Source organism: Flavobacterium nitrogenifigens (assembly GCF_003254565.1).
Taxonomy (GTDB): Bacteria; Bacteroidota; Bacteroidia; order Flavobacteriales; family Flavobacteriaceae; genus Flavobacterium; species Flavobacterium nitrogenifigens.
On record NZ_QJRI01000182.1, the window covers coordinates 156,255 to 169,146 of the forward strand.

Here is a 12,892-nt window from a genome sequence, read left to right on the forward strand (position 1 = left end):
AACAATTAAATATGCATATAGCTTTTTTAACGTCTGAATTTCCTCATCCTCAAGTTGCTTATGCAGCTGGAATAGGAACTAGTATAAAAAATCTTACTACAGCATTGAGTAACGAAAATATTAAAGTTACTGTTTTTGTTTATGGTCAGAAAAAACAAGAGATTTTGGAAGAAAATGAGGTTACGATTCATTTAATTCAAAATAAAAAGTATAAACTTTTTGGTTGGTTTTTTCATCGAAAATATATTCAGAACTACATCAATTCAGTTATTAAAAAAGAAAAGATTGAATTGCTTGAAGCTCCTGACTGGACCGGAATTACTGCTTTTATGAATTTAGATGCACCTCTGGTAATTCGCTTTCACGGAAGTGATGCATATTTTTGTCATTTGGAAAAAAGAAAGCAGAAACGTAAAAACTTTTGGTTTGAAAAATTAGCTATAAATCAGGCAAAAGCTTTCATTTCACCAACAAGATTTACCGGAGAGGTTTCAAAAAAGCTTTTCAATATAAAAGAAAGAGAAATCATAACCATTTATAACGGTTTGGATCTTGAAAATTTTGAAAATGAACTACCTGAAAATTTTGAAAAAAATCTGATTTTATACATTGGAACTCTAATTAGAAAAAAAGGAGTTTTAGAATTACCTGAAATTTTCAGAAAAGTTCATAATGCTATTCCAGACGCTAAATTAGTTTTAATAGGAGCAGATTCGTTTGATATAAAAACAGGTACAAAATCTACTTGGGAATTAACGAAAAACTTATTTAATGAAGATGATTTAAAAAATGTCCATTATTTAGGTAAAATTCCGTACAATGAAGTTCAAACTTATATAAAGAAAGCAAATGTATGTGTGTTCCCGACTTTTGCAGAAACGTTAGGAATGGTAACAATAGAATCAATGGCCCTGCAAAAAGCTGTCGTAAATAGTAATATTGGTTGGGCACAAGAGCTTATTGTAGATGAAGAAAGCGGTTATTTGGTTTATCCTTCAAATCATGATCTTTATTCAAATCGAATTATTCAGTTACTTAAAAACAATTCACTTTGTCAGGAAATTGGAAAAAAAGCTAGAATTAAGGTAGAATCTCAGTTTGATATCAATAAATTGGTGAAAGAAAATGTTGAATTTTATAAAAAGATAATCAATAAGAAAATCTAATGGTAGTTGTTTGTCATCAAAATAATAAAGTTGTAAAAGTTTGTAAAGACGGAGAAGTTATTTCATTTGAAACTTCTTTAAATATTGCTTCAACTTTAATGATATTGGCGAAAAATTTCCCAACAGACAGAATAATATGGAGTCATATTAATATAGAATCTAATATAAATTGGGATGCTCTAGATGAAATTTTTCATCATGATAGAATCATGGTATCTTTCAATAAGGATGTTGAAGAATATTTTTCTAATGGCATTGGATATATTGATGAGTCTGCTTTTTTAAATATTAATAAAAAGGTTAGTTATCCGACTTGGTTAACTAGCAGTGCCGTGGGAGGAATTAGTTCTAAAGCGCTTTTGCAATTTGAAAATAAAATTAAGTTAGGAAATAACTTTGATTATTTCTTACATAGTATAGCAAAAATAGCATCGATGAAAGGATTGTTTTGCTATTCAGAACCAAGGCTCATTATTGATAAAACAATCTCAATTCCAGTAAAACGTGCAAATGTTTACACTTTATTTCAGTTTGTGAAACAACATTATCGTACACGTTGGATATTCATTCTGTTTTTAAATTTCTTAATTTTTGAAAAACGTTTTCCAATAGCGCCTTTATTGTTTTCTTTGCGATTTAAAAAACGGAATAAAATCAATTTTGAATTAGCTGAAATATCGGTTAAATCAAAATTAAAAATTATGGAATCTAAAACTATTGATGTTATTATTCCAACGATTGGGAGAAGAGACTGCTTGTATGATGTATTGCAAGATTTAGCAAAACAGACTCATTTACCCCAAAATGTTATAATTGTAGAGCAAAATCCTATAGAAGGAAGTCTAAGTGAATTAAATTATTTAACTTCAGAAAAATGGCCGTTTGCTATTAAACATATTTTTACTCATCAAACAGGAGCTTGTAATGCGCGAAATGTTGCTTTGAGCCAAGTTTCGAGCGAATGGGTTTTTTTAAATGATGATGATAATAGATTTGATGAAAATTTAATTGGCAATATTTTTAATAAAATTGAACAATTTGGAATCTTTGTTGCTACGACATCATATTTGCAAAAAAATGAAGAATTACTATTTAAAGACATCCATCAAACAGGGATTTTTGGTTCTGGAAATAGTTTTATAAAATCAAGCTGTTTAGCTAATGTTTCTTTTTCAATGTCCCTAGAATTTGGTTACGGCGAAGATTTTGATTTCGGTATGCAATTAAGGCAACAAGGTTTTGATGTAATCTATTTTCCTGATCCAGCCATTTTACATTTGAAAGCTCCTTTTGGAGGATTTAGAATTAAACCTCATTTTCCATGGACAGATGAAAAATGCCAGCCAAAGCCATCGCCAACTATTATGTATACAAAACAGAAATATTTGAATCAAAAACAAATTTATGGGTACAAACTTAGACTGTTCATAAAATCCATAAGAAAAGAATCTATTTTTAATTGGGCTGATTTTTATGTTTCATTTAAAAAAGGATGGAATCTAAGTGTCGATTGGAGTAAAAAAATATAAGAATGCAATAGTTTATTTTGAAACTGGAAAAATTTAATGAAGTTGACAATTATATGAAGTTACTCAGAAAGAAAATTGCGCGTTTTTACAAACAATTGATTTTACTAAAATACTATTCTAAGAAAATTAATTTTACTAGCAAACAGAAAAAAAGAAAGATTGTAATCTGTTTTGATGGTAATTTGCCCCATGGAGGATTAGTAGATCGGTTAAAAGGGATAATTTCTTTGTATGAGATTTCTAAAATTTTAGATTTTGAATTTAAAATTTTCTTCACACATCCATTTGAATTAACAAACTTTTTAGAACCAAATGCAATTGATTGGATTATCAATGAAAAAGAACTTAAGTATAATGTTTTAAACTCTAAAATTGTTTATTTAATTAATGATTTCAAAATAACTCCTCTTAAAATTTTTGAGAAATCTAAAGCAAAAACTTTTTTTGTTTATTGCAATGTCGATTATTTAGCCAAGTTGTATCCAACTAAAAACGAACAGGAGATAAAATTTATTTGGAAAAATAATTATGACCATCTATTTAAAACCTCAAATTATCTGCAAGAAAAATTAAACATTCTTAGTTCTGAATCAAGGATAGCATTCCATACTAGATTTGCTACACTAATGGGAGATTTTTCAGATTCAACAAAAATGATTTTGAATGAAAAAGAAAAACTAGATTTAACACAAAAAGTCATGAAAGCTATTAATGATAAAGCGAACCAATACCCTGATAAAGTAGCATACGTGTTTTCTGACAGTAATTTTTTTTTAAATCACGTTAGAACTACAACTAACTATAAGACTCTGGAAGGAGTGCCAAAACATATAGAAAATAATAATTCTGATGCTGATTATCATTCTAAAACATTTCTCGATTTTTATTATTTAGCAGGAAGTGAACTTGTGTTTTTAGTAACAATTGACCAGATGTATTATAGCAGCTTTTCAAAATATGCTGCTATAATAGGAGATAGTGAATTTAATACCATAATAAATTAAAGATAATTTCTAAAACATGGTAAAGATATATACAGAACAAAGCTTTTTGAAAGAGAATAATAGAAAAAGAATATTTCCTTTATTATTTGATATGGCTTATCAGCCAAATAATAATAATGCAATATCAAATTTTATTTTAACAGATTCTCTTTCTCAAGCAGATGTTGCAATTTTTCCTTTAGATGTTGTTTCTTTTTTAAAAAACGATAAAAGCAATTTTTTTCATAATTGGATTGCAAAAATGTCACAAAATAAAATACCAATTTGGATTTATACAGCAGGCGATTTTGGATTTACTTTTAAGAATGAAAATGTTTTGACTTTTAGAATGGGAGGTTTTAATTCGAAGTTGCCAATTAATACTTGCATATTGCCTTCCTTTGTGAATGATCCGTATAATAAAATTTTAAAAAACGATTTTTTTGTACTTCCCAAAAAAGAAAGTCCAACTATTGGTTTTGTAGGCAATGCAAACGGTTCTTTTTCTAAGTTCCTTAAAGAGTTTATTCTTTATTTAAAAAGGGGGATCATTAATTTAAGATATGGATATCCAGAAGATCATCATCCTTTTTATCCAGCAAGTAAAAAAAGATATAAACTTCTCTATAAAATTCAAAAAGATAAAAGAATTCAAAGTGATTTTATTTTTAGAGATAAATATAGAGCAAGAAATGAAAATAAAGAGAAAACAACATTTGAGTTTTTTAAAAATATTCAGGATAATTTATATACTTTTTGCCTGCGGGGAAATGGAAATTTTTCTGTTCGATTTTATGAAGTATTGATAATGGGTAGGATTCCTGTTTTGATTAATACTGATGTAAGGCTTCCATTAGAAGATTTAATTGACTGGAATAAACACTGTGTGATAGTTTCAGAAGATTCGATAATTCAAGACTTATTAAACTTTCATTCTTCTAAAACAGAATTAGAACTTGAAGAAATACAAACGAATAATCGAAAATTAGTATTGGAAAGATTAAACAGGGTCGATTATTTTGTTCAAATTAGTAATAAATATTTGGAAAGTAAATGAAGTTTTCTCTAATTATCTGTACTTATATGCGTCCTGAGCCGTTATTAAAATTGTTAATTTCGGTTCAAAATCAAGTTTTATGTCCAAATGAAATTTTAATTATTGATGGATCGCTTAATGACAGAACGAAACTTGCCCTTGATAATAAGGAATTCAAAAATTTAAAATATTTTTTAGTTTCGGATCAAGAAAGAGGATTAACGAAACAGCGTAATTTTGGAATTTCCAAATTAGATCCTACCAATGATATTGTATGTTTTTTGGATGATGATATTATCCTTGAACCTAATTATTTTCAAAATTTATTAAACACATACCTTTTATTTCCTGAAGCATTAGGAGCAGGAGGCTATATTGCTAATGAAATAAAGTGGGACATCATTCCTGAAAATTATAAGTTTAAGAGTAATGAATTTTATTATGATGGATGGAAACGAAAAGATGGAAGTCGTTTTGTCCTAAGAAAAAAACTGAATTTAGACAGTAATACTTCTCCAGGATTTTCACCTAATTTTTCTCATGGGAGAAGTGTCGGATTTTTACCTCCAAGCGGTAAGATCTACGAATCAGAACAATTAATGGGGGGAGTCTCATCTTTCAGAAAATCAGTATTCAAAGAATTTTCATTTTCAACTTATTTTGAAGGGTATGGTTTATATGAAGATGCAGATTTTTGTTTAAGATTGGCTAAAAAAGGGAAATTATACCTTAATACAGAAGCAAAGTTAAATCATTATCATGATCCTGCGGGTAGACCTAACCAGTTTCACTACGGTAAAATGGTAGTAAGAAATGGATGGTATGTTTGGCGAACAAAAAATCCTAATCCAATTTTGAAAGATCGTTTGAAATGGAATGCTATTACATTTTTATTGATTTTGATACGATTTACAAATGTGATTAATGGAGTTGAAAAAAAAGCAGCCTTTATAGAAGCCATAGGACGAGTTGTTGGATGCTTTAGTTTAATTTTAAACAAACCTAAAAAGTAAAATGAAAACAAAAATTTACATTTATGGACTTTGTAATATATTCTATGATGCATATTATATTCAAGGACTAAATGAGGTTTATAAGAATTTTGAGTTTAATGTGTCAAAGTTTCCAGCATTTAGTCAAGGAACATTTGCTGTAATTATTGAAGAAGGAAATCAATCAAAAAAAATAATTATAGATTCAAGAGATTCTAGTGAAATTAGCACACCAGAACTTGAATGGTGCGATGTTTACGGAAAAATAAATTATAACAGTAAGGACCTGCCGGTTACTTATGAAAAAAAAATAGTTCGTATTGGTCCGAGTTTTGGGGTTAGAATCTGGAATTTAATTGAAACATTGTATTTTTTAACTCTCAATTTTGTTAAGTTTAGAAAGAACATTAAAAATAAAAAAGAGTTTATAGCAAATTATTGGAGACAATATAAAAGACTGGAATTAAAAAAATATCAATATGTAAAATCTTCTTTGAATGAAATCTTTTTTATGAATTCAATTTGGAAAAAAGAAAATGAAACGAATGAGAATAGAGCTTTATTTATTGAAACATGTAAAAAAAAATCGAATCTTATTTTTGAAGGAGGCTTTGCCGCTAGAACTAATGGAGACAATTTAGGTTTCGATAAATTAGTTTATTCAAAAAAAATTCCGCTTAATATTTATATCGAAAAAATTAAAAACTCTGCATTTGTATTCAATACACCAGCCGTTCTTTCTTGCCATGGTTGGAAATTAGGAGAATTTTTAGCTCTTGGGAAAGCAATTATCACAACTCATCATTATAATGAGTTGCCTGCAGATTTAGAGAATGAAAAGCATGTTTTATATATTAGAAACGAAGACGAGTTACAAAAAAGTATTAAAAAATTGATGCATGATCCAACTTTTAAGCATAGTTTAGAATTGGAAAGCCGAGATTATTTTGAAAAATATTTAGCTCCTCAAAAAGTTATTTTAAGATTACTAGAAAGAAGCTAGAATGAATTTTTTAATAATAACACATGTAAATCACATTCATAAAGATGATCAATATTTTGGTTATGGGCCATATATTGGAGAAATGAATATTTGGTTGAAATATGTAAATAAAGTAACAATTGTTGCTCCATTAAAAAATGGAAATATTTCGCCTATTGATCTATCCTACCAGTGCGACAATATAGATTTTAGAAATGTTCCGGATTTTAGTTTTACATCATTAAAAAGCAGAATAATATCAATTTATAAATTACCGATTATTTTCTGGAATATCTATATGGCAATGAGAAAAGCAGATCATATTCATTTAAGATGCCCAGGGAATATGGGATTGATAGCTTGTTTTGTTCAAATTCTATTTCCAAATAAAATAAAAACTGCTAAATATGCTGGTAACTGGGATCCAAATAGCAAACAACCTTGGACATATAGATTACAGAAGTATTTGTTAAAAAATACTTTCTTGACCAAAAAGATGACAGTTTTAGTTTACGGTGATTGGAAAAATCAATCAAGAAATATCAAATCTTTTTTTACTGCCACTTACTCTGATTCTGAAAAAGAGATAATTGATAAAAGTTTTGTTAATCTCTATTTTAAGTTGCTTTTTGTTGGAAGTTTAGTGGATGGGAAAAGACCTTTGTATGCAATAAAATTGATTGAAGGCTTAATTAAAAAAGGTTACAATGTTATATTAGATCTATATGGAGATGGTTTGGAAAAAAAAAATCTTGAAAATTACATTCAGACTAACAATTTAGAGAAATATATTTTCTTAAAAGGAAATCAAAATAGAGAAACTTTAAAAAATGCTTATAAAGAAAGTAATTTTGTTGTATTGCCATCAAAAAGTGAAGGCTGGCCCAAAGCAATTGCAGAAGGGATGTTTTGGGGATGTGTCCCAATTGCTACTAAAGTTTCGTGCGTTCCATCGATGTTAGATTTTGGGAATAGAGGAATTATGTTAGAGATGAATTTAGATATAGATTTAAATCAAATTGCGAAAATAATTGAAAATGAAGGAACGTTTACGAAGAAAAGCAAATTAGCTTTAAATTGGTCGCAAAAATATACAAGTGATATTTTCGAAAAAGAAATTAAAGCATTGTTGCAAGTATGAGAATCGTACAAATAATAGATTCCTTAGAAACTGGAGGAGCAGAAAGAATGGCGGTGAATTATGCCAACGCACTTTCGGAGAAAGTTGAATTTTCGGGTCTAATAGCAACTCGTAAAGAAGGTTTGCTTTTAGATTATTTAGATGAAAAAGTGTCATATTCATTTTTGAAAAAAAAATCAAGTATTGATCCAAAAGCACTTTCTAGGTTAATTAGCTATCTAAAAAGGAATAAAGTAGAAATAATTCATGCCCATAGTTCGTCATTTTTTATTGCTACTTTAGCTAAAATTTTTGTTCCAAAGGTTAAAATTATATGGCATGATCATTTCGGTGTTTCTCAAGATTTAGATTCTAGAAAAAGCTTGATATTGAAAATAGCGTCATTTTTATTTCTAGGAATTATTTCAGTAAATGATTATTTGAAAAAATGGGCTCTAGATTATTTACATTGCCCAAATGTTTCTTACTTCCCTAATTTTATACTAGAATCAGTAGATTCGTTAAGTAATTTTAAACTAAAAGGAATTGATGGTAGAAGAATAGTTTGCGTTGCCAATTTGCGTCCACAAAAAAATCATGAACTATTGATAAATGGAGCGGAAGTACTTCATCAAAAATTCCCAGAATGGTCATTTCATTTAATTGGTAAAGATTTTCATGATGACTATAGTAAAAATCTTGTAGAAAAAGTAAAAGATCTTCAGCTTACTGAAACAGTATTTTTCTATGGAGAGATGAATAACACACAAAATTTACTTAGACAATCTAAAATTGCTGTTTTGACCTCTCACTCGGAGGGACTTCCTTTAGCTGTTTTGGAATATGGATTGTCGAGCTTACCAGTTGTTGCAACTGATGTTGGGGAAGTAAAAAAAATCATACAATCTCCACAAGAAGGTTTATTGATAGAATCAAATAATTTAGAACAATTTATAAAAGCTGTTGAATATTTGATAGAACAAGAAGAAACGAGAAAAATAATGGGGGAAAAGCTGTTTTCTATAGTTGAACAGAATTTTAGTAAAAAATCAATTTTGAACGGGTATATCGCATGGTTGAAATCTTTGACTACTTTTGCGAAATAAACCTTTATTTATTAAATGAAAAACATAAAATTTAATTATACACTATTAATTATTCTGCATATTGTAATAGCATTTGCCGTTTTTGTGCTTCCTTTTTTGTCCAAAATTTATGCTTTTCTGATTCCAATTATTGGTGCTTTTTTTGTTTTTAAAAATAAAAACAAAAACAATGAAGTATTGTATGTCAGTGCCTATTTGGTAGGGGTTGAGGTTTTTTTAAGAATGACGGAGGGGAATTTTAACAATGAGTATGTTAAATATTTAGTCATTTTTTTTATGATTTGCGGTATGATTTTTAGCAATTTTTCTAAAAATGCTTTCATATATTCATTTTTTTTGATATTGCTACTGCCGGCTGTTTTAATTACTACAGAAACAACAAACTTTGATATTAATATTAGAAAAATTTTGGCTTTTAATTTGTCTGGTCCTTTTTGTTTAGCTATATGTGCAACTTATATGATTAATAGAAAGATTGTATTTAATGAGCTACAGAATATATTAAAATCAATTGGTTTTCCTATAATAACAACTACCATATATTTGTTTTTATACACACCAAGCATAAAAGAGGTTGTCACAGGAACTCAATCAAATTTTGCAACTTCAGGAGGGTTTGGTCCTAATCAAGTTTCTACGATATTAGGATTAGGAATATTTGTTTTTTTTACGCAATTAATTTTATTTTCAAAAACTAAAAAAGATATTTTTATTAATGGAAGCCTACTTATTTTCATAAGTTATAGAGGTATTGTGACTTTTTCAAGAGGAGGGGTTTTCACTGCAATAGCAATGATTATTTGTCTTTTTGCCGTTGTTTATTATTTCTCTAACGCTAGAGGGAAGAGTAAATTTATTATCGTTTTTGTTTTAACGGGTTTAATGTCTATTGCAATATGGACTTATAGTTCCTTACAAACACATGGGCTTATTGAGAAAAGATATGCCAATAAAGACGCTCGTGGGAGAGAGAAAAAAGATCGTTTAGGGGGTCGAGAAGAAGTTATGAATGCAGAAATAAATTTGTTTTTGAATAATCCTATTTTTGGTGTCGGAGCAGGAATGAGTAAATATGAGAGAGTTGAAGAATTAGGACAGGAAGTAGCTTCACATAGTGAAATTACAAGGCTAGGTGCAGAACATGGAGTATTTGGCGTATTTGCATTTTTAATTCTTTTTTTTACGCCAATTGTGAGTTATAAAAATAACAAGCAGCATTTGTATTTTCTATCATTTTTTATATTTTGGCTTTTAACAATAAATCATGCAGCAATGCGAATTGCCGCTCCTGCTTTTGTATACGCACTATGCCTTCTTTCAGTTCAAATAAAAATCCCGGAAGAAACACAAAATTAATAGATTAGTTATATTTTTTTACGATACATTTGCTTTGCCCTAACCAAATTAAAACCTACAAGTGATGTTGTCAAAAAAGAAAATGCATTTCGAAATTTCGGAAAGGAAGATATTACTCCTTACTTTCGATGCTGTTTTTATTTTATTTGCTTTATATCTATTAAGCGCAATCTTTGATTATCATTATTTCACCTTTGATTTGAGTAGCTCGCTAAGTATACTTTTATTAATCAGCTATCTTTATGCTTTTGGCTTAATATTCGAAATCTATAATCTACAGGTAGCAAGCAATCATCTTCAGATTCTGCAGAATGTCGTTTTTACCGCTACGGCTACTGTTTTGGCTTATTTGTTTACTCCTGTTCTCTCTCCTGTACTTCCAAAACAAAGATTAGTAATAGTAATATTTTATTTTGCAATACTAATTACATTATTGCTTTGGCGTTTGTTTTATTGCTACTTTTTAGCCTCTCATAGATTTTCTCAAAATGTTGTTTTGATTTGCGATCAGAGTGAAGTTGAGAAATTGGTTTTAGGATTGGAAAATGTAGACCCCCATTATAAAATTATTAGCTTTGTTAACTCCGATTCTATCGCTGATGAAATTTTAGATTTTCATTATGTAAGTGAAATAAAGAAAGAAGATTTAGAACGTTTTGTATTTACGCATAATGTCTCAGAAATTGTCATTGCTTCTCAAAAAACAGATGGAATTACTCCCGATTTGTACCAACAATTGCTTCATTTATTGGAATCGGGGATTAGTATACGCGAATATACTCAGGTTTATGAAAGCAAAACACAGCGAATACCAGTTCACTATATAGAACGAGATTTTTATAGATTTTTTCCTTTTAGCAGAAGTAATAGTAATAAATTATATTTATTTTTTGTCCGATTTGTAGAACTTATATTCTCTATTGTTGGACTTTTGATTAGTCTAATTTTTATTCCGATAATTTTTGTTTGTAACCTTTTTGCTAATAAAGGAAGTCTTTTTTACACTCAAGAAAGAGTAGGTAAAAATGGAATCGTTTTTAAGATTTATAAGTTTAGAACTATGACTGAGGATTCGGAAGCGAATGGGGCTGTTTTTGCGACTCATAATGATAAAAGAGTTACCCCGTTTGGTAAATTTATGCGAAAGTCTAGAATTGATGAATTTCCTCAATTTATTAATGTTTTAAAAGGAGATATGGGTGTAATTGGCCCAAGACCTGAGCGTCCTTTTTTTGTTGAAGAAATTGCTGCCGTAATGCCTTTTTATGCAACGCGCCACGTAATTAAACCAGGACTTACGGGTTGGGCACAGGTTAACTATTCTTATGGAGAATCGATCGACGAAAGTTTGATAAAGCTTCAGTACGATTTGTATTATATCAAACACAGAAGTATATTCCTCGATTTGAGTATTACCTTCAAAACCATTACTACGGTTTTATTCTATAGAGGTCAATAATGTTTTAGATTATAATTGGAATTGGTTTTTTGTTGCGAATTCCAGTTCGCACTAAAACCACTCCGCTTGTAATAATCAATGGTAAAGTGATAAAGAAATGTGCTTTATTAATTAGGAATAAAAAGTAAATCACTAAAAGCACAAAGTTAATTAGTGAAAATCTATAAGTCCATAGTTTGTTTTTGAAAATAGAAAACAAAACTAAAAGCAACAAAAGTGGACTAAAAAGTAATACGTTATAATTCATCGCCAATTCTTGGTGGAATGAATAAAATCCCATAATCACGAAGAATATCCCAATTAAAGATAGAATTAAAAAATAGATTTTATCTACTGTTTTGTTTCTGGCAAATATTACAAAAAGTAGAATAAAAAGATATGTATAGATATTGTTCCACCAAGATTTTGGTGTTTCTTTTGTAAACTCTAATAAAGTTTTGCTTTTGGCAGCAAGAGGTTTATTCTGGAAAGTAGTTTTATCTAAACTGTTTTTCAATTCAAAAGGAAGAAAAATTCTGGTTCCCATTTGATCCACTTTCGTTCCAAAAATAATACTGGTGCCCAATTGATCGTAAAAATGGCCATCAAAATAAGGGAATAAGATAGAACGATAAGTTTTGTCTGTATCTTCTTTCTTGATAATTACATTTTCGCCTAAAGTTTTATTCACCACATCAACAACCATCGAAGTGCAGTTTCTATCGATGAATTTATAAGTGTAATAACGCTCTTCAGAATCTAAAACTGCATTTAACTGGTTGAAAAGTTTTTGTTTTAAATCTTGAGAGATTAGTAATTCCTGCTCATAAATACTTCTTTTCTCATAAGTGTATTCATTAAAAAAATCTGCATACGAATGCACTGTTGCAAAATATTGCAAATCTCCTTTAGCGAACTTTAGAACAAAATTAGGAGTTCTAAAATCGAAAGTTCCATAATTGTAAACAACGTCAAAATTGTTTGCTGGATCAGAAACCCTTATTCCTGTATGTCCGAAATAAGAATACGTTTCATTTCCAAGACCGCAAGTCAAAATACTTATTTTAGCATCTTTCGATAAAGCCAAACTTTGGCTGAAACCAATAAAACCGGTTAAGAATAATAGAATAAAAAGTGCTTTTTTGAACATGACAGTTTTCATGATTTAAAATTTTAAATGTTTT

At 29.0% G+C, this 12,892-nt stretch carries 11 protein-coding genes; 10 read left to right on the forward strand and 1 reads right to left on the reverse strand.

Translation table 11 applies throughout. The annotated features are described in order from the left end of the window. The first annotated feature begins 11 nt into the window (after positions 1–11). From DM397_RS22365 to DM397_RS22410, 10 genes are all read left to right on the forward strand, one after another. Positions 12–1,166 carry a glycosyltransferase family 4 protein gene (locus DM397_RS22365; RefSeq protein WP_111379861.1) on the forward strand — a complete coding sequence of 385 codons (1,155 nt, stop codon included), beginning with the start codon at positions 12–14 and terminating at the stop codon, positions 1,164–1,166. Then, positions 1,166–2,695 (forward strand): glycosyltransferase family 2 protein, encoded by a 1,530-nt coding sequence (locus DM397_RS22370; RefSeq protein WP_111379863.1) that lies wholly within the window; start codon positions 1,166–1,168, stop codon positions 2,693–2,695. The genes DM397_RS22365 and DM397_RS22370 overlap by 1 nt, the downstream gene beginning before the upstream one ends. A 17-nt stretch (positions 2,696–2,712) precedes the next feature. Continuing rightward, on the forward strand, positions 2,713–3,699 hold the full coding sequence (locus tag DM397_RS22375) for a hypothetical protein (RefSeq protein ID WP_142479103.1): 987 nt from the start codon (positions 2,713–2,715) through the stop codon (positions 3,697–3,699). A 46-nt stretch (positions 3,700–3,745) separates the two neighbouring features. Further along, entirely contained in the window at positions 3,746–4,735 is a 990-nt protein-coding gene (locus tag DM397_RS22380; RefSeq protein WP_162615509.1) for an exostosin domain-containing protein, read from the forward strand. After that, entirely contained in the window at positions 4,732–5,727 is a 996-nt protein-coding gene (locus tag DM397_RS22385; protein WP_111379869.1) for a glycosyltransferase family 2 protein, read from the forward strand. Before DM397_RS22380 ends, DM397_RS22385 begins: the two co-directional genes overlap by 4 nt. A 1-nt stretch (position 5,728) precedes the next feature. Beyond that, entirely contained in the window at positions 5,729–6,709 is a 981-nt protein-coding gene (locus tag DM397_RS22390; protein ID WP_111379871.1) for a hypothetical protein, read from the forward strand. Position 6,710: 1 nt separating this feature from the next. After that, the gene (locus DM397_RS22395) at positions 6,711–7,829 is read left to right on the forward strand and encodes a glycosyltransferase (RefSeq protein ID WP_111379873.1); all 1,119 of its coding nucleotides are present in this window, start codon (positions 6,711–6,713) and stop codon (positions 7,827–7,829) included. After that, the gene (locus DM397_RS22400) at positions 7,826–8,914 is read left to right on the forward strand and encodes a glycosyltransferase (protein ID WP_111379875.1); all 1,089 of its coding nucleotides are present in this window, start codon (positions 7,826–7,828) and stop codon (positions 8,912–8,914) included. Before DM397_RS22395 ends, DM397_RS22400 begins: the two co-directional genes overlap by 4 nt. Positions 8,915–8,929: 15 nt before the next feature. Then, positions 8,930–10,270, forward strand: coding sequence for an O-antigen ligase family protein (locus DM397_RS22405; RefSeq protein WP_111379877.1), 1,341 nt, complete (start codon positions 8,930–8,932; stop codon positions 10,268–10,270). Between the two features lie 64 nt (positions 10,271–10,334). Beyond that, the gene (locus DM397_RS22410; protein WP_111379879.1) at positions 10,335–11,729 is read left to right on the forward strand and encodes a sugar transferase; all 1,395 of its coding nucleotides are present in this window, start codon (positions 10,335–10,337) and stop codon (positions 11,727–11,729) included. A gap of 4 nt (positions 11,730–11,733) precedes the next feature. Here the strand turns inward: DM397_RS22410 and DM397_RS22415 are convergent, their stop codons facing one another. After that, complete coding sequence (locus DM397_RS22415) at positions 11,734–12,870, reverse strand: lipoprotein N-acyltransferase Lnb domain-containing protein (RefSeq protein WP_111379881.1); 1,137 nt, start codon at positions 12,868–12,870, stop codon at positions 11,734–11,736. Positions 12,871–12,892 lie beyond the last annotated feature (22 nt).